Below are 21,996 nucleotides of genomic sequence, written 5' to 3'. Positions count from 1 at the left end.
TTACGTCTGCTTAGTTTGTGCATAAAAATATCATCAATGATGCCATAATCGTAAAACACAAGAAGCGGCAGTATTTTTTCATTCACAATAAATACCACATTGTTTACATTATAAGAGCTTTTCTAGATTTTTCTCAAGATCATTATTTAATTTAAATACCATCACTCTTTCACCTGTCCGGGAGCTTAAATCAGTATGAAAACTTTTGACTTCTTCTCCGGTTATTGTCAGGATAATATCCTTAAGACCTTCGATTCCTGATTCAACTAGCTCCGAACGAGTTTGTTTGATAGATAACATCCCCTCTTTTGATCCACAAACTGCGTATTCAGCTGGTGTTAAAATTCCTTTTAAATTAACGATGATCATATCCCGGAGTATATCAGTTTTAACAGAGACAGACCCGCGCCCGAGATAATCCTTCTCCCATTGAGTAATGGACTTACTGATCTCTGATTCAATAGAACCCTTCGTTTTTTTCATATATAACACATCTCCTGGCAAAAAAATTGGCATATTCTATTAGATATTTTGTCTCATTAATATTCTCTTACAACATGTCCTGCATATACACCTTCGATATCCAAATCAGTATTACCGTTTCTTGAGACCACTATCATTTTGGATAACATATTTTCTTCCATCATAGAGTGGATATGCAAAAATCGAACGCTTCCTAAGTGGGTTTCCTCAACCTCTTCATAGGATTTTAAATGATAACTATCGATTGCTTTTCTAATTACTTTTTTTATACATTCCATGTTGTCACGATCAAACGAGCTCATTTCCTCTATTGTTTTCGTTACAAAATCAGTTAAATTAGCGTTCATACAATCTCCTTAGAACTGCTTCTATCTCCATAAATGGGCGCATTTAGAAGCTGAATCTTTATTACATCATGACAAGCAATGATCTGGTAGGGCTTGACCTGTTTTAACATCAGGAATCTCCACAATTGAGGCTTTTCCATCCTTATGATGAACGAGTAAACCTCTGACTTTCACATATGACGGCACTAGTGGATGCTGACGAATGATATCAACACTTTTTTCAATACTAGTATTATTTTCATTTAGCCATTCATCAACCGTACCACCTAAAAATTCAGGCCTGCAGTTTTGAAATAGATAATCCAATGTTTGTATTTTATCTTTCATTGTTTCCAGTTGAGTTAGTCCATTACCTGTAGAGGTCCTCTTATCTTTTGTTCCTACTACAAAAATCTCCTCAACATCTTCCTGGTAAATCGCAAAAATAACAGACCTCATGATTTCTCCATAAGGGTGTGAGATACCGGCACCATAGCTTTGTATAGTCAACATATGTTCTGCTGGAGTGTTCGTCACTTCTTGTAAAATAGGCTCCAAGCCGTTTTCAATGTCCGTCAAAAATAATACTTTTTTATTTTGATTTCCATTCATATAGCCCACCTCTTCTTTATGTTTTTCATTTTTATATTGAGTAACAAATCCATTTGATAATTGTTTAGTTTCATCATTACCATCTTTCCCAACATCCTTCTGGATCAATACTAGCCAGTCGGACCCATCCATTTTGAACTTTTTGGAGAAATACTGAGTCATGATTTAATAACCGTTCGACATATTCTCTAGGTGCTTGGATGACAATTAACAAACGAAGAGGAGAATGATAAACCTCTTGATCTGATTTCATGACGGATTGCCACGGCAGTCCGGCTAACAAGTCACTTGCATTCCCCTGCATAACGCCAAGACCTGCTGTAACAGTTTGAGTGGCTTTATTTCCGCTGCCATAATAATGAGGTGCTACCGTTGATGCGTAATATTGTAAATTAATCCATTGGGCCACAGTTCCAGGTCCTGCAATAATATTTGCTAGGAGTTCGCCGCTTTCGTCCTGCTTCCAATCATAATTATGAAGGAAGGCTCTTCCCTCCAAATCACAATCCTCCGTTAGTTCACGTTGGCCGATAATAAAAGCGGCATTACGGGCCAGTCCCCATTCCGGACGTATCTCACTCCAATCCTCCGCAAATCGGTGTGCCTCTGCCTTCGGATTTTTAAGTTTAGACTGGACATTCGGTAATTGGGCTAGACGTTCTGCATTTGCATGATGTTTCACTTTCGGCATAACAGCTTCAATGCGATCAAATGCTTCTTGTGCAGCTTCAGAAAGCTCTGGAACATAAATCCAATGTAATTCATCCACCGTTGTATTATGTTCAGCGGCAGCGAACACCGTATCCTTAGGGATTTTAATTCCTTCAGTCAACAGAGCTTCTCTTACCTCTGAAAGGTTACATAAAGCAGCTAAAACTCTTGCATTGAATCCACCGGCTGCCCCACCGCAGGCGCCACAATCAAGGGCTGCCGTATAAGGATTATTGGTACTTTGACTGCCATGCCCGCATATCACGACCAATGGTGCGAAATTCTCAGTTAACCCCATCATTTTTAAAGCTTGGCGAGCATAGTTCACTTTTTCTTCTTCAGTAAAACCCACAGGTATTTCCGCATCTGTATCATCATGATGAAGCGAGAGTTTTGTATCAGGTTTGCGCAACCAAGCCTCACGGAGATTACGGATGAAACGGCCCGCTTTTCTTGGCACAAAGCTGCGTGCTGCCATTTGCAGAGTAAGCCAAGGCCCGCTTAGCTCAGGCAGAAGTAAGCTTGAAAGCACATTCTGTTTCATCGTTTTAAATGTATAGCTTAACGACTGAACTGCATGCTTCCGTTGATTGTATTGTTTGAATGCATCCTCATCTGCGAGCTCTTTTATTTTGTTTTGCGGTTTTTGTATGATTGGCAAGGAGGCATGACTGTGTTTACTGCCAAGTTCACAAGTTGCAATCGGCACCCCGAAGAAACCAGCGATGCCAATCGTTTCAAACGGACCTTCTTTTTCTAGATGACGACGAAAAGGCTCTGATCGTACATCGATGCAGAATGCCAATTGAGCTAATGCGGATTTTTTACCGGTTTCACGTTGTTTCGAGATGATCTTCTGGCTTAATCGATCAGTGTATGTTTGTTCCCAAGCTTCTAACCAAAGTTTCCTGCAAAGTTTCTCATCAAAGCTGTAGGCAAATGATAAATATTCGTTTTGTTCACTGGCCGGCATCTGAGTCCATTCCTCTAGTGTCAGCCCACCCCAATGAATCCAAGCTGTAATAAGGGGAGCAATTGAAATTTTATTCTCAAATCGTTCATTATTAATAGGTAAATATGGCTTTATAAGAGCCCACTCCATGGATATTCGGACCGCTAAATAATCTGTCAGGAGTGAATGTTCATGGCTCGATTGTTGGGAGCGCCAAAGCATCATCCCTGCCCATCCAGGTAAGGAAAGTAAATGACCTTCAAGATAAGTCTGGAATTCTGATTCTGGGATTCCTAGTGCGAATAACGCTTCTTGTAAAGCCAAATGTGCCTCTTGCGGCCAACCTTTTAACCTTTCACGCTGCTTTTTACTAAGTGCAGGATCATATTGAATGAGATGCTGCCAGGCACGATAAAAACCTTCCTCACGATTGGGCATTGTCCAGCCTGCTTGAGAGTCATCAAGATATAATTTGCTCCACTTAATGACATGATGATCAAGTATATTGACTAGCCGTTCACCATTTTGATTCTCTATATACGAACTTAGTGGCTGCATAAAAACATTCTTGATATGATCCAATCCACTGCATTCACTTACTAATTTCTCCAGCTCATGTGATGATAAAAGGTCGGAAGGCAGGGGATCTAACTTTAATGCAGCATGGCAAAATCGCTCTGCCACGTCCCGCGGGATATGAAAGGAATGTGAATCAAGCCAACGCTGCAGCCCCATTTCCACAAAGTCTTCATCAATCTCGCCTTTATTCTTTGCTGAACGGATCATAGACGCACTTGGGTATATATCAACATCACGAGTATGTTTCAACCAACTAGCAACCTGATCAAAAGGCTGGTTTTCAAGTCCCATCCACGGATTACGCGCAGCAAATGTAGAAATAGGCCAAAGTGGCGCAATCACTCTGCTGGCAGATGTGATTAAATCGGTAAGATCTCTTTCTTGAACATCAATATCTGTATCTATTTTTTTTGCATTTTCTTTTGTTAATACGGATGTAATGCCCATCTCAGATTAGCTCCTTATGAAATATATTGTTTAAGGTAGTCTGGGTGACTCTCTACTGACTTTGGTTTTGCTTCACCTAATCGAATTAACCAAAGATAGATTACCGTGGAGAGAACTGAAGAACGATGACGAGCAACCCATGTACCTAAAGCACTGCCAAATAGCAAGAGACATCCAACAATGATGACAGCCGCCATTGGCGGTTGAACACTTTGAAAAACGGTTGTATGCAGCCACTCATAGAAGAGGTTATGAATCATAAAATAGACGAGGGCTGCCCCTCCTAAAAAGATGAAGCCGACAATTCGGCCAATTCTTCCCTCTCCAAAAGCAACAAGCTGAGTCCAAGAAACGGACAATGACCACCCTAAGATCAGCGCACTGATTAATTGATACCCCTCTCCAGGTGCAGCGAGCCAAAAAGCAACGCCTATAACTAAGGATAAAATCCGGCCAGCCATGATCCACAAATAGGATGTTCCTTCATTAGCCCGAGCCGATCCTTCATGACGCCGTACGGCTGAACCAGCCTGTAAAAACAACGTAGCTTTGAATAACCCATGTAAAATAAGATGAATAATGGCTGCGATATAGGCTCCTAATGCGCACTGAATGAGCATGAACCCCATTTGTCCAATCGTGGAGCCTACTAACTGGCGTTTATAATCAACCTGGACTAAACTAATGCCGGTTCCAATCAATACAGAAATGCTGGCAAGCAGAAGTAAGATAATCGAAGCGATGCCGCCATTAAATAGTGGTGAAAACCGAGTTAGTATAATTCCGCCGGCATTGACTAAACCTGCGTGCATAACCGCAGAAACAGGAGTTGGAGCAACAATAGACTCAATCAACCATCTATGGAATGGCCATTGAGCCGCAGGAATGATCACTGCTAATACAATCAATAAACCAATCCCAGTTTTCTCCCATACCTCCAGTTGGGCTAAGCTTTCATTTGTTAAAACCAATGATAACTGCCATTGGCCTGTAGCTTGAAAAAGCCATATCATCGCGAAAAACAAAGAAATCCAACTTAACAAAAATAATCGACCAGAAACCTTGGCTGCCTCACTGGCTACCTGCCAAGCACTGTTTAACCTTATTAGTAAAATTAAGCCGACAAGAGTTGCCCCCCAAGAAATAACCATCAAGCGGAGATCACCGCTTAACCATGCAATTGAAGCAGCGCCTGTAGTAAAAGTAAAAAGCGTAAAATATTTTCGATAAGACTTGTCTCCCATTAAGTAACGTACAGAAAAACGCTGAATGATGAAACCAATTGCAAGGACAAAGAAAGTCATTAACCAAGCTAAGGAATCGAAGTACCAAGGGCCAACATTTCCTTCCACACCCCTATTGGCAAGATTCACTAAGGAAACCAAAGGCGGTAAAGCCAAGATACCAATATGAATGCGGACATAACTCAAGGGTACGCGTGGATGTAAAAACAATAGTCCGCTTATCCCAGAAGCAATAAGCGTCATAAAAAATAATGTTAATAATGATGACAAACTCAGCGAAACTAACATTCTAACTTCTCCTTTTTTAAATCTCGTTATTGCTCAAAAGACCTTTCAATCAGATCATATTTTCTATGATTTATTTCAATTTTTATTTATCTCTATTTTTTTCCAACAAAAAAGCCGACAACCTCAAAATTTCAATGATTATGGTAGATCATTGAATCTTGAAAATTGTCGGCTTCATTTCAACTAACTCCCTGCGAAGTTTTTTGAAGTGCTGCCTTATTATTGGGCTTTATGCTATGTTTTAACTTCCCTAAGGGAATCATCGTTTAAAACTATGAAATAAAAGGATTTATGTTACTCTTCCTTTTTAAATTAGGGTACTTTTTCATTCAGTCAAGATTTATAATTAAATATTAAAAGAATGCTAAAGGCCTATTTCTTTTAAAAGGAAAAATAACAGTAACACCGATTATGGAGTTATGTAATAAGATAAGCTAAATTTTAAATGTTGTCAATAAAAACATCATATTTTATACAGTGAATTCAAACCTACATGTTGGAAAACGAAGAATGAAGTATCAATCCTTTTTCCCTTTGAAGATATAATCTTTACTAAGGCAGGTGAAATCTATCATTCTAATTTCTTTGAACCAGTATTTACTTATAGTTGGCAATTTAAATTTTTACACACTTTAATTATAAAATTTCTCTTGGATTTCTTTCATACAAAATCATAAAAACCCCTTTGGCTAAATAACCAAAGGGGTTAACATTTTTACTCCACAGTAACACTCTTCGCAAGGTTACGCGGTTTATCAACATCACAACCGCGATGCAGCGCAGCATAGTATGCGATCAGCTGCAGTGGAACAACAGATACCAACGGAGCAAGCGCTGGGTTTACTTCCGGCAGTACGAATCTGTCATCCGCATCGTCTAGGCCTTTCAGTGAGATAATGCATGTGTTTGCTCCGCGAGCGGCAACTTCTTTGACGTTTCCGCGGATGCTTAGGTTTACGTGCTCTTGTGTTGCCAGTGCGAATACTGGTGTTCCTTGTTCGATCAAAGCAATCGTACCGTGCTTCAGCTCTCCGCCGGCAAAGCCTTCTGCCTGGATGTAAGAAATCTCTTTCAGCTTCAGTGCGCCTTCGACACATACGAAGTAGTCAAGGCCGCGTCCGATGAAGAAAGCGTTTCTGGCTACAGTCAGGTATTCACGGGCAATCATTTCCAATTCGTCTTTCTGGTCGCAAAGGGCTTCCATGGCGTTCGCAGCGATACCGAGTTCTTTGACAAGGTCAAATCCGATATCAATGCCGTTTTTGTCAGCAGCTACAGATGCAAGAACCGCCAGAACTGCGATTTGTGCAGTGTATGCTTTTGTTGACGCAACAGCAATTTCAGGACCTGCATGAAGCAGCAATGTGTAGTCAGCTTCACGGGAAAGCGTTGATCCCGGCACGTTTGTGATTGTGAGTGCTTTATGTCCGAGCGCTTTGACTTGAACAAGAACCGCGCGGCTGTCTGCTGTTTCTCCGCTTTGAGAAAGGAAAATGAAGAGCGGTTTCTTAGACAGAAGCGGCATGTTGTAGGAGAATTCACTCGCTACATGCACTTCAACCGGCACGTTTGCCCACATTTCAATATATTGTTTACCGACAAGTCCTGCGTGGTAGCTTGTTCCGCAGCCAATGATATAGATGCGGTCCGCCTCCGCTACAGCGGCAGCGATATCGCCAGGCACAGACAGTTTGCCGTTTTCATCTTGATACGTTTGGATGATTTTGCGCATGACAACAGGCTGCTCATCCGTTTCTTTCAACATGTAGTGAGGGTACGTGCCTTTTTCGATATCACTGGCATCCAGCTCAGCAATATAAGACGCACGTGTAATCACGTCACCATCAAGGTTTTTGATGACGACTTGATCATCAGTGACGATGACCATTTCTTTATCCATCAGCTCTACGTATTCGTTGGTTACTTGAAGCATCGCCATCGCATCAGATGCTACGACGTTGAATGTATCTCCAAGACCGACTAATAGAGGGCTTTTGTTTTTCGCTACAAAAATCGTTTCTCTGTTTTCGTTGTCGAATAAAGCAATTGCATAAGAGCCTTTTAACAGTGTAAGTGTTTTGCGGAACGCTTCTTCTGTCTCAAGTCCTCCATTGACGAATTGCTCGATTACTTGAACGACTACTTCTGTATCGGTGTCACTTTTGAGCTCTACATCTTGCAAATACTCTTGCTTCAGCTGAACATAGTTCTCGATCACGCCGTTATGAACAAGTGTAAAGCGGCCCAGTGCACTTTGATGCGGGTGAGCGTTCAGATAGCTTGGTTCGCCGTGTGTTGCCCAGCGAGTATGGCCAATTCCAGCTTTCGCTTCTACATTGGCGTCCACAACTTCACGAAGATCCGCGATGCGTCCTTTTTCTTTGAACACATGGATTCCCTGTTCGTTGGCAACAGCAATACCAGCAGAGTCATATCCGCGGTACTCAAGCTTTTCTAACCCTTTCAGTAAAATTTCCTTCGCATCAAGCTGACCGATATAACCTACGATTCCACACATATTTTTCTTCCTCCTAAGATTGTAAAAGGAGACGAAGAAAGTCAAATTTCAAGGGGACTTTCAATCGTCCCCTCCTACATGTTTTTTGGAAGATCATGCGATTTCTCTTTGTTCAAGGAGTCACCCCCTTGGTTTGAAGAAATCCTTACGGCTGTGATCTGTATACTCAGCCGGGAGGCATCCGCCGAAAATTCGATAACCTCCATCCTCGTCAACTAAGCCTTTTTCCGGGCGCTTAGTTCGGGCGCTATAATTATAGATGAAACAATAATCCCGTCTTTTCTTCCTCAGAGAAAATAAGAACAAGACAAGCTTGATTTTACAGCATGTTCCATGAACGGTCAATTGTTTTTTAAACAACTTTGCCGCATGTTTCACAATTATCATATGTAAGCCTCGCTTGTCTTGTTCGCTCTCTGTTAATAGACTTCGTTATTCCAATCCCATTTCTGACCGGACGACTTCAGCAATGCGATTGACATATTCATCGCACAGCTCTTTCGTCTTCGCTTCAGCCATGACACGGACAAGCGGTTCAGTGCCTGAAGGGCGAACCAAAATCCGGCCGTCGCCGTTCATTTCTTTTTCAACTTCAGAAATAACAGCTTTTACTTTTTCGTTTTCTTCAACTTTATATTTATCAGTTACTCTTACATTCACTAACAGCTGCGGGAACTTCTGCATTTCTGCTGCAAGCTCTGACAGTGGCTTGCCTGTCGCTTTCAATGTGTTCATCAGCATAATTGCAGACAATAACCCGTCCCCTGTCGTGTTGTAATCAAGGAATATTAGATGCCCTGACTGCTCTCCGCCGACATTGTAGCCGTCTTTTTTCATCGCTTCTACTACGTAGCGGTCGCCGACAGCTGTCTGTACGCTTTTGATGCCTTCTTTTTCGAGTGCCTTATAGAAGCCAAGGTTGCTCATCACGGTTGAAACCACTGTATCATCCTTTAATCGGCCCTCCGATTTTAGGTGTTTTGAGCATATGTACATGATTTGGTCGCCGTCAACAATATTTCCTTTTTCATCGACCGCAATCAGGCGGTCGCCGTCACCGTCGAACGCAAGGCCGAGATCAGCGTTTTTCTCTTTGACAAACGCGCTGAGCGCTTCCGGATGAGTTGATCCAACGCCGTCATTAATGTTTAATCCGTTCGGAGAAGTTCCCATTGTTGAAACATCTGCATCTAAATCAGCAAACAGGTGTGTTGCCAAGGACGAAGTTGCGCCATGAGCGCAGTCAAGCGCCACATGAATGCCTGTGAAATCTTCATCAGCTGTCTGTTTTAAGAATTGCAGGTATTTTTGGCCGCCTTCAAAATAGTCGTTTACAAGCCCTAGATCGGCTCCGACCGGTCTTGGCAGCTTATCCTCCGGTTCATCCATCAGGCGCTCAATTTCAGCCTCCTGTTCATCAGAAAGCTTAAATCCGTCTCCGCCGAAGAACTTGATTCCGTTATCCTGCACTGGGTTATGAGAAGCAGAAATCATGACGCCTGCCTCTGCATCCATCGCTTTTGTTAAATAGGAGACACCAGGTGTTGAAATGACACCCAGACGCATGACTTCAGCGCCAATGGATAAAAGTCCGGCGACAAGGGCTCCCTCCAGCATATGGCCGGAGATCCGTGTATCGCGGCCTATCAGCACTTTTGGACGTTGTTTGTCTTTTGTGAGCACATAACCGCCGAAACGTCCGACTTTAAAGGCCAGCTCAGGTGTAAGCTCACTATTGGCGACACCTCTTACACCGTCTGTTCCAAAATACTTGCCCATATTATAATCGCTCCTTTTTATTCCGATGAAGATTGTGAATCCGCAGTGGATTCGTCCTCATCCTGATCTTGGTTTTGATCTTTATTTTCGTCTTGTTTTTGATCATTGCTGTCTTTATCAGTGTTCGTTGTATCTTCTTGCTGCTTGTTATCTTGATCATTTGTTTGCTGCTTATCTGTGTCATCCTGGTTTCCAGATGTATTGCTGCTGTTATCATTAGTCGATGTATTGCTTTTTTTGGACGTCAGCTTAATTTTGGCGTTTTTCTGCCCCAAAGACCAGGTTACATTCTGTGGTCCGTTTACTTCAAGCTTCACGCTATGCTCACCGTCATCTAAATCTGAAACATTCACATACAATTCAATATCTGATTTTTTCAGTTTTTTTATGTTGGCGGGAGAGCCTTTAGCTGTCACGTCTATCGCTTGTGTTTCCGGATCAAGAAAATCAATGTTTTGCGAGCTGCCCAGCCCTACAGTCTTAATAGGGACATTCTCAAACTTCTGATCCGCTTCACTATCCACTTCAATATGCAAAGTCACTTTTGACGGAGAGATCTTTTTGACGCCGTCAGGAAGCGGGATATCTGCCTCGATATCGGAATCCTTGGTGATCTTGCTTAAATCTAAGCTGACGCCGTCAATAAATTCAAGAGAATCCAACACATCCTGCGAGCCGTAAACTGTTACCTCGCTGGGGCTGGATTCTATATTTGCTATGCTGACACCGTCAGGAAGGCTTCCTGTCCGTTCAATTTTAAAGGGCACTTTTTTACTCGGGCTTGTCACCGGGACGGTAATCTTGATGACCGAGGGCTCCACATCGACAGGAAGCGCGTTTCCATCTTTATCATAGACAGTCACTTTCGCTTCCTTTTCAATCGTTTCATCTGCGTTTTCCAGGTTCACTGAAGCTTTGACAAGTGAAATATTATCGATCACATTTTTAGATCCTGTAATCTGCACATTTTTCGGACTGACAATCGGCTGCTCCGGAGAATAGCCTTTTTTCATTTTGCTTTTATTGTAGTATTCCACCTCTACGGGAAAGCTTTTGGTCGTCCGTTCTTGAATGGTTACTGTCGTAACAGACGGGTTGATTGAGATTGTCAGCCCATCCGACACATTTTTGGCCTTAAGCTCGACCTTATGTGTGCCGGTTTTCAAATGTTCCATATCGGCATATATTTCGAAGTTCTTGGTCTGCCTAGCCTTTTTCACGGCGCTTGTCGAACCTTTTATCGTGACATTTACCGTTTGCGGTACACCTGTCACGACGTAATTTTCGTCATCATAATACGCTTTGACCGGAATATCGGTCAGTGTTGCTTCATCAGTTGTTGATGTCGGAAAGAAAGATTCACCCGGTTTTTTCGGAGTCGGTGCTTGATTGCTGTTAACCGCCACATAAAGCAAGAGCGCGAAAAGCAGCGCAATGATTTTCACAGCCCAGCGGTTGTTTAAGAATTTATCCATTTTTCTTGCCCCTCCAATACCAGCGATTAGAAGAAGTGTCTCTGGTGTTTTTCTTAAACTCGGCTTCAAGCATTTCTTTCAGTGCTTCTTCCGTCAGCTCTCTGTGAAGGTCGCCGTTCTTCGCCACACTGACGCCGCCGGTCTCTTCAGACACAATAATCGTCAAACTGTCCGTTACTTCACTGATGCCGACAGCCGCTCTGTGCCGTGTACCCAGTTCTTTTGAAATAAACGGGCTCTCCGAAAGCGGCAGATAACAGGCTGCAGCGGCAATTTCATTATTCTTCATAATCACCGCACCGTCATGAAGCGGGGTGTTCGGAATAAAAATATTGATCAGCAGCTCAGAGCTGACTTTGGCATTCAATGGGATGCCGGTCTCAATATAATCTCCCATTCCGGTATCCCGCTCAATGGTCAGCAGGGCGCCTATACGGCGTTTTGCCATATAATTAATCGCTTTTGCAATGGCCTCAATCGTTTTCTGCTGCGCTTCCTCTACAGGCGTGCCGCTCCTTGAAAAAAAGCGGCCGCGGCCAAGCTGTTCAAGCGCTCTTCTCAGCTCAGGCTGAAAGATAATAATAATTGCTAAAAATCCCCATGTTATCGCTTGGTCCATCAGCCATTGAAGTGTGCTGAGGCCCAAATATTGGCTGGCCATACGGACAAGCACGATCACGACAATTCCTTTTAACAGCTGAACCGCTTTCGTGCCGCGTATCACCATAATCAGTTTATATATCACATACCAAACAAGGAGAATATCAACGGCATTGCCGAGGTACTGCAAAAAAGGGATATCCTCAAAAGCCATTTCCTCGTCCTCCAAGAATTCAGTCATTTCGTAATGTTTGTTTTACGTGTTACGCATATGTACTTTACATAGCGAGCCCATTATACCACATTTCAATTTAGCAAGTGAAATGTGCCAGCCCTTTCAGCACGCAAAAAAAAGAGCAAAGCGCTGATACGCTTTACTCTTTTCCGTTCGGATCTAATGCACTAAGTACACTTTTCCCCGCAGACTTCATTTTGTACCATGTCCAGTCGAATAACTCATTGATTTCTTCAATCTGACCGGTGACTTGTCCAGCAGAGGCCATATACTTTTCGCCGTTTACGACGGTTACATCCCCGTCTATTTTTCCTTTAATAATCAGCTTGCCGTTTTTGACAGTGACATCACCTTTGACCGTCTCACCTTCAGGCACGATCACAGTATTGTTATGCACCACAAGATTCGGCTGCTTGGACACGCTGAAATTGTGGTCATTATGCCAGCTGTTTAAAAAACCTCCGCCCATCAAAATGATGAATACCGCAGCAGCTGCGATAACGGGATGGGATCTGAACCATCTTTTCACAGAAGCTCTTTTCTTCTCCTTAGGCAATTTCGCCATGACGTTAGCGGTAAAATTCGCGGGGGCTTCAACATGCGATGTGCTCCGGACGAGCGCTATGGATTTTTCCATCTCATAAAAATGCTTTTTGCATTTCTCGCATGTCTCAAGATGTTCCTTTAATACCTGTTCATCTTTTGGAGGGATATCTCCATCAAGATGCATATGCATAAGCTGCACAATTTGTTCTGGACAGCCCATTTCATCACCCCACTTAAAGATCCCTTAATTGTTTTCTAAGAGCCTCTCTGCCTCTGTGAATCCGCGTTTTTACAGTTCCCACAGGGATGTTCAGAATCTCGCCAATTTCAACTAGTGAGAGTTCGTCAATATACTTTAATACGATGACTGTTCTGTATTTGTCAGGAAGCTTTAAAATTTTCTGCTGTATCGTGTTAGAGAGCTCCAGCGATACAACAGCATCTTCAGGCAAAACCCCATCTGCGGCGATTTGTGAATACATCGTCAAGCCTTCCGTACCAGCCACCTCTGCATCGAGGTAATAATCAGGCTTCTTTTTGCGAATGCGATCAATGGTCAAATTGGTTGCGATTCGATAAAGCCAAGTTGAAAATTTCCGGTTAATATCAAAACTGTCGATATTAACGTACGCTCTGATGAAAGCCTCCTGTGCAATATCCTCCGCCTCATGCACATTGCCAAGCATACGGTAGCAAAGCTGATAAATTTTATCCTTGTAAATATCTACGATGTCCGCAAATGCATTTTGGTCGCCTTTTTTGACTTGCTTAATTCTCTTTTTAATCATCATTTCCATATTTATCTAACCTCTGCCTTCACCGGTCTGTATGTATACGAGCTTCGTTTCAAAAGGTTTCAACTTTTTTATAAAATAAGTTTATCAAATTTTTGGCAGGGTGTAGATGGTAATTCGTGAATAAACTACCTTAACATATTTTTAAAATTACTATACAGACTGAACAGTTAGAAGTTGGAATAATTTTAAAAAGAAAAAAAGACACCTTTTGATCAAAGGTGTCTGTGACTGGGCTAGCTGGATTCGAACCAACGCATGACGGAGTCAAAGTCCGTTGCCTTACCGCTTGGCTATAGCCCAATAATGGTGGAGGGGGGCAGATTCGAACTGCCGAACCCTGAGGGAGCGGATTTACAGTCCGCCGCGTTTAGCCACTTCGCTACCCCTCCATATTCATGTAAGAAAAGAGTGCCGGCAAGAGGACTTGAACCCCCAACCTACTGATTACAAGTCAGTTGCTCTACCAATTGAGCTACACCGGCAAGATGGTGGAGGATGACGGGCTCGAACCGCCGACCCTCTGCTTGTAAGGCAGATGCTCTCCCAGCTGAGCTAATCCTCCAAATGGTGACCCGTACGGGATTCGAACCCGTGTTACCGCCGTGAAAGGGCGGTGTCTTAACCGCTTGACCAACGGGCCGTTTGTGTTCTCGTCGAGCTGACAAAAGTTATTATATACAGGTTACCACCCCTTTGTAAAGAGAAAAATTAAATTTTTTATTTTCAAACTTTTTAACTCCTTTTTTAACTGAAAAAGCCCCCCAACATTTATCATTTCTTTTATGATAGAGACAAGCGAATCAAGAGAGGAGAAACCAAGATGATACTAGTCAGCTCTTGCCTTGGCGGCATTGAATGCAGATACAACGGCTCTCATGCCGCATCAGAGAAAATCAGAAAACTTCTCGATGAAAATAAAGCCATCATGGCTTGCCCTGAGCTTCTCGGCGGCTTCTCAACTCCCCGTGAACCTGCGGAAATCATCGGAGGCACCGGCGAGGATGTTCTCAATGGAACCGCGAAAATCGTGACAGCTTCAGGAGAGGATGTAACAGAATTATATATAAAAGGCGCCGCGAAAACATTAGCTTACGCAAAAGAAATCAATGCCTCTGCCGTCATATTAAAAGAAAACAGTCCATCATGCGGAAGCAGGTTTATCTATAACGGCACATTCTCCGGCCAAAAAATCACCGGCAGCGGAGTGACCGCCGCACTGTTAAAACGAGCGGGCTACCGCGTTATTTCAGAAAACCAGCTAGATGACATATTGTAAGGAGGGCACAACATGACTCAAGACATTTCTTTATCCTTCTATAGGCCTGAACACTTGCAGGAGCTTCAATCATTTACGCTAACCAACGATGACAAACGCTTTACCTCCCTCCCAAAAGAGGTGCTGACTCAGACCCTTGGCATACAGGACCGGTATCCGGTTGTCATCTTAAAAGACGATCTGCCAGTCGGTTTTTTTATTTTACACACTTCAAAAGAAACGCTTGTTCCCTATTCTAACAACCCATTTGCTTTACTGCTCAGTTCCCTGTCATTAAATGCTATGCATCACGGAAAAGGCTATGCCAAAAAAGCAATGCTTCAGCTTCCCTCTTTTGTGAGCGGTTATTTTCCATGGTGCGATGAAATCATCTTGGCCGTCAATCACCTAAACTCACGAGCAAAGCACCTTTATATGAAAAGCGGGTTCCTTGATAAAGGCCGGCGAAGAATCGGGCCTCTCGGAGAACAGCTGATTCTTCATTATTTCTTATAGGCCCAAATGAAATAAAATTTCAAAAACGAAAAAACATAGTTGAAATATCATAACAGAAATGAATATACTGAATATTGAAATATATTATGTTAAAACAGGGGGCATCCTCATGTCAGAACCATTACATCTTCACCGTCTTACAACGGAATCACGCAATAGCCAAACAACAGAAATCCACAAAGCAAACACGCTCGGCATCCTCAAGATGATCAACAACGAAGATATGAAAGTCGCAGCCGCCGTTCAGCAGGTTCTCCCCGATATCAAAATAGCCGTAGATTGCGCCTGCGACTCGTTTCAAAATGGAGGCCGGCTCATATATACAGGCGCCGGCACTAGCGGCAGACTCGGTGTGATGGATGCCGTTGAATGTCCTCCCACCTACAGCGTAAACCCAGATCAGGTCATCGGTATCATGGCTGGAGGCCCCAACGCATTTTTGCAGGCAGCAGAGGGGATTGAGGACAGTGAAGAAGCCGGAGCTGAGGATCTAAAAAACATACAGCTCACTCCAAACGACACTGTCATTGCCATTGCAGCAAGCGGACGCACACCTTATGCCGCAGGCGCCCTAACATACGCCCGCAAAGTCGGAGCACATACCATCGCCCTTACCTGTAATGAAAACTCCGCCATCAGTAAGGATGCGGATCACAGCATTGAGGTTGTCGTCGGGCCTGAGGCCATTACAGGATCAACACGTATGAAAGCCGCAACCGCTCATAAAATGATTCTAAACATGATATCCACGGCAGTCATGGTCAAAATCGGCAAGGTTTACGAAAACTTGATGGTAGACGTTAACGTCAGCAACAAAAAATTAAAAGAACGCGCCATCAGCATCATCCAAAGTCTCACAAACGCTTCATACGACACAGCAAGAAACACATTAGAACAAGCCAATCAACACGTTAAAACGGCAATCGTCATGCTCAAAACAAGCACAGATCAGGAAAAGGCTAAGGCATTGCTTGATGAAGCAAACGGTTTTATAGACACGGCAATCGAATATTACCATTTAAGATAAGGAGAGACCGAGAATGGCAACAGGCGGATTAGCAATCATCCAATCAATGAAGCACAAGCTCCCTCCATCTGAGCGTAAACTTGCAGATTACATCCTAACCCAGCCCCACAAAGCAATCGAAAGCACTGTCAGTGAAATCAGCGCCTTAGCCAATTCAAGTGACGCTGCCGTCATCAGACTCTGCAAATCACTTGGGCTAAAAGGCTTTCAAGATCTAAAAATGAGAATAGCAGGGGATCTGGCAAAGCCCTCCTTACAAGGCTACCGGGACATTGCGCCCCACGAACCGCTGCCCTCCATTTCTGAAAAAGCGGCCGGAAATGCCATTCAAGCCATTCAGGATACGTCAGACCTGATGGACTACAAAGAGCTTGAACGAGCGGTTTCTCTGCTTCTCAAAGCTCATACCGTGCATTTTATCGGTGTCGGCGCTTCCGGTATTGTTGCCAAGGACGCCCAGCAAAAGTGGCTTCGTATTCATAAACCAGCAACTGCATTCACAGATACTCATCTTGTGGCATCTTTAATCGCAAACGCGGATAAGGAAGACATCGTATTCGCCATTTCATTTTCAGGAGAGACGCAGGAAATTATTGAACTGCTCGCCATGGCTAAGGAAAAAGGAATCACAACGATCAGCCTCACACAATTCAGTCAAACATCCGTCTCCGCGCTCGCTGATGTCCCATTGTACACAGCACATTCCAATGAAGCCCTGCTTCGAAGTGCAGCCACTTCCTCCCGTCTCGCCCAGCTTTTTATGATTGATGTTTTGTTTCTAGGTATGGCAGCCGAGCAATATGAAGAAACAACCGGCTACATTGATAAAACAAGAGCAGCCATACAATCTATGCGGAAAAAATAAGGCATCTTGAAGGGGAGGGGTTTTGATGAGCAAAGAAAATAACTACCAGCATCTCGCAAAGAAAATCCTTGAGCTATGCGGAGGAAAATCCAATATTTCTTCATATACGCATTGCATGACACGCCTGCGTATTACGCCTTACGATGGGAGTAAAACAGATGTTCAGGCTTTAAGAGAGCTCGACGGCGTACTAGGGGTTGTTGAGGCTGAAACCTTACAAATTATCCTCGGCACAGGAGTCGTCAATCATGTCACAGCCGCTTTCTCAAAGCTCGTGTCAGCAGAAGAGGGTGTCAATGTTAAAGAAGCAGCCGCTAAAAAGAAGGCCGATATCAACCGAAAAAACGCCACTCCTTTTAAACTTTTTTTACGTAAAATTGCCAGCATCTTTATCCCTCTTATTCCTGCACTCGTCGCTTCCGGTTTAATTACTGGGATTACCAAAGCAATTATTCAAGCCGGATGGCTCTCTGCAGAATCACAAATTGCTGTTATCCTGACAGTCATCGGATCAGGGTTATTCACATATCTCGGCATCCTTGTCGGTATCAACGCATCGAAAGAATTTGGCGGGACACCTGCTCTTGGGGCTCTGGCCGGGATCTTGATTATAAATCCGGAGATTGCAAAGATCAGTTTATTCGGAGAAGAGCTTCTTCCGGGCAGGGGAGGTCTGATCGGAGTTCTATTCGCAGCTATATTCATTGCTTACACTGAACGATTTATCCGCCGTTTTATTCCTCAATCACTCGATATCATTGTCACCCCAACCGTCTCACTGTTAATCACCGGAATCGTCACTTATGTCGTATTTATGCCTTTAGGCGGCTTCATTTCTGATGCCATTACATCCGGTCTTCTGTCCATCTTGGACATCGGCGGTATCGCTGCAGGCTTTATTCTGGGCGCAACCTTCCTTCCTCTCGTCGTGACTGGACTGCATCAAGGCTTGACGCCAGTGCACATGGAACTGATCAATTCAATCGGCAATGATCCTCTGCTCCCTATTTTGGCTATGGGAGGCGCAGGACAGGTAGGCGCGGCCTTTGCCATCTTTATGAAAACGAAAAAAACTACATTGAGAAAAGCAATCGCAGGAGGTCTTCCGTCGGGGCTGCTCGGCATTGGTGAACCGCTTATTTTCGGGGTCACGCTCCCACTTGGCCGTCCGTTTTTGACGGCATGCCTAGGTGCTGGAATCGGCGGCGCATTTCAAGCTTATTTTCAGGTAGCCACCATTGCGATTGGTGTCTCAGGGCTGCCGCTTTCCTTCCTCGTCCTGCCTTCGCAAATCATTCTATATATCATCGGACTCTTTATTTCGTACGCAGCCGGCTTTTTATTAACCTATGCATTCGGATATAAAGATGAAATGGCTTCTCAATTCGATTAAATGGTTTCAGTTTTAGGGATAGTAACGGGATAGAACCACGGAAAGGAGCAAGCGTGTGAAAACAAAGACACTGTCCTTATTCAGTGCCATTTTAACGCTATTTTTACTGACGCCAAATGAAACCTTCGCGCAAACAGCAGACAACCAGGTTGAGCTGAAAACCATAAATGCAGAATCTGCACAATTCTCGTCGAAGAAACTAAGGAAGGTTGATCAGATGATTGAACGGGATATTGCAGCAGGATTTCCAGGCGCCGTTCTTGTCGTCGTGAAGGATGGCCGCATTATCAAAAAAGAAGCATACGGCTACAGTAAAAAATATGAAGGATCAGAGCTGCTGCGCCGTCCGGCAAAAATGAAATCAAGCACAATGTTTGACTTGGCCTCAAATACAAAAATGTATGCAACGAATTTTGCCTTGCAGCGCTTAGTCAGCCAAGGAAAGCTTAACGTCTATGAAAAGGTTTCTGCTTATTTGCCGGATTTCAAGGATCAGCCGGGAGACCTCTTGAAAGGAAAAGACAAAATTCGTGTCATCGATGTCCTCCAGCACCAATCAGGGCTCCCCTCAAGCTTTTACTTTTACACGCCGGAAAAAGCCGGCAAGTTCTATTCCCAGGAGCGGGACAAAACGATTGAATATTTGTCGAACATTCCGCTCGATTATGAAACAGGGACAAAGCACGTATACAGTGACATCGGCTATATGCTCCTCGGCTGTATTGTCGAACATCTCACCGGCAAACCGCTTGATGTCTACACGGAGCAGGAGCTCTACAAGCCGCTGGGCCTGAAGCATACCTTGTACAATCCGCTGCAAAAAGGCTTTAAACCGAAGCAGTTCGCAGCTACTGAACGTATGGGCAATACCCGGGATGGCGTTATTGATTTCCCTAATATCCGAACCAACACACTGCAAGGAGAAGTACATGACGAAAAAGCGTTTTACTCAATGGGGGGCGTGTCTGGTCATGCTGGATTGTTTTCAAATGCTGATGATATGGCTATTCTGCTGCAGGTTATGTTAAACAAAGGATCCTACCGAAACGTTTCTTTATTTGATCAGAAAACAGCTGACTTATTTGCTTCACCATCAGAAACAGATCCGACATTCGCTCTTGGCTGGCGGCGAAACGGAAGTAAAAGCATGGAATGGATGTTTGGCCCTTATGCCAGTAAAAATGCTTACGGACATACCGGCTGGACAGGGACGGTTACCGTCATTGATCCAGCATACAACTTAGGCATCGCCTTGTTAACAAATAAAAAACATTCACCGGTTGCTAATCCAGAGGAAAATCCAAACGTGTTTGAGGGTGATCAATTTCCGACAGGCAGTTACGGGAGCATCATTACCGCGATTTATGAAGCGATGGAATGAATGATTCGACGATAGGAGGGAATTTCCATGAAACCAGTCTTTCCGCTTATCCTTTCAGCCGTCCTCTTTCTTTCATGTTTTTTCGGCGCCAGTCAGACAAAAGCCGCTTCATCCAGCGGCTCAGCTGACGCCAAGCAGATTGTCAATCGCATGACGTTAGATGAGAAACTCGGCCAGATGCTGATGCCGGATTTCAGAAACTGGCAAAAGGAAGGCCAGTCCTCTCCGCAAGCCTTTACAGAAATGAATGAGGAAGTCGCCGGCCTCATCAAGAAATATCAATTCGGTGGGGTCATCCTTTTTGCAGAAAATGTAAAAACAATAAAACAAACTGTACAGCTGACAGACGCTTACCAAAAGGCAAGCCCTAAAATTCCGTTGATTCTGAGCATTGACCAGGAAGGCGGCATCGTAACGAGATTAGGGGAGGGCACTAATTTCCCAGGGAATATGGCGCTGGGTGCAGCCAGAAGCAGAATCAACGCCTATCAGACCGGCACCCTCATTGGGAAGGAGCTTTCTGCCTTAGGCATTAATACAGATTTCAGCCCCGTCATGGACATTAATAATAATCCTGATAATCCAGTAATTGGCGTGCGTTCCTTCAGCTCCAATCGGGAACTGACAGCACGACTCGGTTTATATACGATGAAGGGATTGCAGCGGCAGGATATTGCCTCTGCTCTCAAACATTTCCCGGGACATGGAGACACGGACGTTGACAGCCATTACGGATTGCCGCTCGTCTCCCATAATCAAGAACGGCTTCGTGAGGTCGAGCTCTATCCTTTTCAAAGAGCAATCGATGCCGGTGCTGATATGGTGATGACAGCACACGTCCAATTTCCTGCCTTTGACGATACCACATACAAAAGCAAACTCGATGGATCGGACATTCTGGTTCCGGCTACACTTTCGAAAAAAGTGATGACAGGACTTCTTCGCCAAGAAATGGGCTTTAACGGCGTCATCGTTACCGATGCTCTCAATATGAAGGCAATCGCTGATCATTTCGGCCAGGAAGAGGCTGTGGTCATGGCCATAAAAGCCGGCGTCGATATTGCATTAATGCCGGCCTCAGTTACTTCATTGAAAGAAGAACAGAAATTCGCACGTGTTCTTCAAGCATTGAAAGAAGCCGTGAAAAATGGAGACATTCCTGAACATCAAATCAACAAATCAGTTGAACGAATCATTTCCCTGAAAATAAAACGCGGTATATATCCGGCTCAAAACGACGACAGCTTAAAAGAAAAAATAGCCAAAGCCCAGAAAATCGTAGGAAGCAAGCATCACTTAAAAACGGAGAAAAAAATAGCTGAAAAAGCAGTGACTGTATTAAAAAATGAACAGCACACTCTGCCGTTCAAGCCTAAAAAAGGCAGCCGAATCTTAATTGCCGCGCCTTACGAAGAACAAACTGCTTCGATTGAACAAACCATTCGCGATCTCATCAAGCGAAAGAAAATCAAACACGTATCTCTCAGCAAAATGAATTTTGCCAACCAAGTATTTAATGCCGAGCATGAAAGACAAGTAAAAGAGGCTGATTATATCATTACCGGCTCCTACGTCGTGAAAAACGATCCTGTCGTCAACGACGGTGTCATCGACGACACCATATTAGATTCAAGCAAATGGGCCACCGTATTTCCGAGAGCTGTGATGAAAGCCGCGCAGCAGCACAACAAACCATTTGTCTTAATGAGCCTGCGCAACCCATATGATGCCGCCAATTTTGAAGAAGCGAAGGCACTCATTGCTGTCTACGGCTTTAAAGGATACGCGAATGGCCGTTATCTTCAACCCAATATTCCTGCCGGAGTTATGGCGATATTCGGCCAGGCAAAACCTAAAGGCACACTTCCAGTTGACATTCCGTCAGTCACGAAACCGGGAGACATCCTTTATCCATTTGGCTACGGATTAAATATCAAAACGGGAAAACGGCTTTAAAATAAGGAGGG

The 21,996-nt window shown here is 43.8% G+C and carries 18 protein-coding genes and 5 tRNA genes; 7 read left to right on the top strand and 16 right to left on the bottom strand.

Features of this window, described 5'->3' with window-relative positions; all coding sequences use genetic code 11:
• Positions 1-108 precede the first annotated feature (108 nt).
• The 16 genes from MOB98_RS04010 to MOB98_RS03935 all read right to left on the bottom strand — a co-directional run bounded on the left by MOB98_RS04010 (position 109) and on the right by MOB98_RS03935 (position 14,232).
• On the bottom strand, positions 109-483 hold the full coding sequence (locus tag MOB98_RS04010; protein ID WP_268358482.1) for a DUF2294 domain-containing protein: 375 nt from the start codon (positions 481-483) through the stop codon (positions 109-111).
• 56 nt (positions 484-539) lie between these two features.
• Entirely contained in the window at positions 540-830 is a 291-nt protein-coding gene (locus MOB98_RS04005) for a DUF6407 family protein (protein ID WP_268358481.1), read from the bottom strand.
• 66 nt (positions 831-896) lie between these two features.
• Positions 897-1,421, bottom strand: a complete 525-nt coding sequence (locus MOB98_RS04000) for a carbonic anhydrase (RefSeq protein WP_268358574.1) — start codon at positions 1,419-1,421, stop codon at positions 897-899.
• Positions 1,422-1,497: 76 nt separating this feature from the next.
• Positions 1,498-4,110: a DUF2309 domain-containing protein gene (locus MOB98_RS03995; protein ID WP_268358480.1), complete on the bottom strand. Its 2,613-nt coding sequence runs from the start codon at positions 4,108-4,110 to the stop codon at positions 1,498-1,500.
• A 14-nt stretch (positions 4,111-4,124) separates the two neighbouring features.
• Positions 4,125-5,642 carry an NADH dehydrogenase subunit 5 gene (locus MOB98_RS03990; RefSeq protein ID WP_268358479.1) on the bottom strand — a complete coding sequence of 506 codons (1,518 nt, stop codon included), beginning with the start codon at positions 5,640-5,642 and terminating at the stop codon, positions 4,125-4,127.
• A 715-nt stretch (positions 5,643-6,357) separates the two neighbouring features.
• Positions 6,358-8,160, bottom strand: a complete 1,803-nt coding sequence (glmS, locus tag MOB98_RS03985) for a glutamine--fructose-6-phosphate transaminase (isomerizing) (RefSeq protein ID WP_268358477.1) — start codon at positions 8,158-8,160, stop codon at positions 6,358-6,360.
• Between the two features lie 432 nt (positions 8,161-8,592).
• Positions 8,593-9,939, bottom strand: a complete 1,347-nt coding sequence (glmM, locus tag MOB98_RS03980; protein WP_003241450.1) for a phosphoglucosamine mutase — start codon at positions 9,937-9,939, stop codon at positions 8,593-8,595.
• A gap of 17 nt (positions 9,940-9,956) precedes the next feature.
• A complete protein-coding gene (gene cdaR, locus MOB98_RS03975; protein ID WP_268358476.1) occupies positions 9,957-11,414 on the bottom strand; it encodes a CdaA regulatory protein CdaR in 1,458 nt (485 codons plus the stop codon).
• Positions 11,407-12,228, bottom strand: coding sequence for a diadenylate cyclase CdaA (gene cdaA / locus MOB98_RS03970; RefSeq protein ID WP_075750467.1), 822 nt, complete (start codon positions 12,226-12,228; stop codon positions 11,407-11,409). The genes cdaR and cdaA overlap by 8 nt, the downstream gene beginning before the upstream one ends.
• Positions 12,229-12,388: 160 nt before the next feature.
• Entirely contained in the window at positions 12,389-13,015 is a 627-nt protein-coding gene (rsiW, locus tag MOB98_RS03965) for an anti-sigma-W factor RsiW (RefSeq protein WP_268358475.1), read from the bottom strand.
• Positions 13,016-13,028: 13 nt separating this feature from the next.
• The gene (gene sigW, locus MOB98_RS03960; protein ID WP_268358473.1) at positions 13,029-13,592 is read right to left on the bottom strand and encodes an RNA polymerase sigma factor SigW; all 564 of its coding nucleotides are present in this window, start codon (positions 13,590-13,592) and stop codon (positions 13,029-13,031) included.
• Between the two features lie 228 nt (positions 13,593-13,820).
• Positions 13,821-13,892 (bottom strand) — tRNA-Gln (locus tag MOB98_RS03955).
• Between the two features lie 4 nt (positions 13,893-13,896).
• Positions 13,897-13,981, bottom strand: a tRNA-Tyr gene (locus MOB98_RS03950).
• A gap of 20 nt (positions 13,982-14,001) precedes the next feature.
• A tRNA-Thr gene (locus MOB98_RS03945) sits at positions 14,002-14,074 on the bottom strand.
• A 4-nt stretch (positions 14,075-14,078) separates the two neighbouring features.
• Positions 14,079-14,154 (bottom strand) — tRNA-Val (locus tag MOB98_RS03940).
• 3 nt (positions 14,155-14,157) lie between these two features.
• Positions 14,158-14,232: transfer RNA gene (locus tag MOB98_RS03935), tRNA-Glu, on the bottom strand.
• A gap of 180 nt (positions 14,233-14,412) precedes the next feature.
• On the opposite strand from MOB98_RS03935, the gene MOB98_RS03930 reads away from it, so the two are divergent.
• The 7 genes from MOB98_RS03930 to MOB98_RS03900 all read left to right on the top strand — a co-directional run bounded on the left by MOB98_RS03930 (position 14,413) and on the right by MOB98_RS03900 (position 21,985).
• Positions 14,413-14,868, top strand: a complete 456-nt coding sequence (locus tag MOB98_RS03930) for a DUF523 domain-containing protein (RefSeq protein ID WP_268358472.1) — start codon at positions 14,413-14,415, stop codon at positions 14,866-14,868.
• 12 nt (positions 14,869-14,880) lie between these two features.
• On the top strand, positions 14,881-15,363 hold the full coding sequence (locus tag MOB98_RS03925; RefSeq protein WP_268358470.1) for a GNAT family N-acetyltransferase: 483 nt from the start codon (positions 14,881-14,883) through the stop codon (positions 15,361-15,363).
• Positions 15,364-15,472: 109 nt separating this feature from the next.
• Complete coding sequence (gene murQ / locus MOB98_RS03920; protein ID WP_268358469.1) at positions 15,473-16,390, top strand: N-acetylmuramic acid 6-phosphate etherase; 918 nt, start codon at positions 15,473-15,475, stop codon at positions 16,388-16,390.
• 13 nt (positions 16,391-16,403) lie between these two features.
• Positions 16,404-17,255, top strand: coding sequence for a MurR/RpiR family transcriptional regulator (locus MOB98_RS03915; protein WP_268358467.1), 852 nt, complete (start codon positions 16,404-16,406; stop codon positions 17,253-17,255).
• 25 nt (positions 17,256-17,280) lie between these two features.
• On the top strand, positions 17,281-18,648 hold the full coding sequence (locus MOB98_RS03910) for a PTS transporter subunit EIIC (RefSeq protein WP_268358464.1): 1,368 nt from the start codon (positions 17,281-17,283) through the stop codon (positions 18,646-18,648).
• A gap of 55 nt (positions 18,649-18,703) precedes the next feature.
• A complete protein-coding gene (gene pbp4b / locus MOB98_RS03905; protein ID WP_268358462.1) occupies positions 18,704-20,029 on the top strand; it encodes a penicillin binding protein PBP4B in 1,326 nt (441 codons plus the stop codon).
• A gap of 27 nt (positions 20,030-20,056) precedes the next feature.
• The gene (locus tag MOB98_RS03900; RefSeq protein ID WP_268358461.1) at positions 20,057-21,985 is read left to right on the top strand and encodes a glycoside hydrolase family 3 protein; all 1,929 of its coding nucleotides are present in this window, start codon (positions 20,057-20,059) and stop codon (positions 21,983-21,985) included.
• The last annotated feature ends 11 nt before the right edge of the window (positions 21,986-21,996 follow it).

Origin of the sequence: Bacillus sp. N13C7, from assembly GCF_026790065.1 — a bacterium.
Lineage (GTDB): Bacteria > Bacillota > Bacilli > Bacillales > Bacillaceae > Bacillus.
The sequence above is the reverse complement of the archived record's forward strand: the minus strand, read 5'-3'. Positions and strand labels throughout refer to the sequence as shown.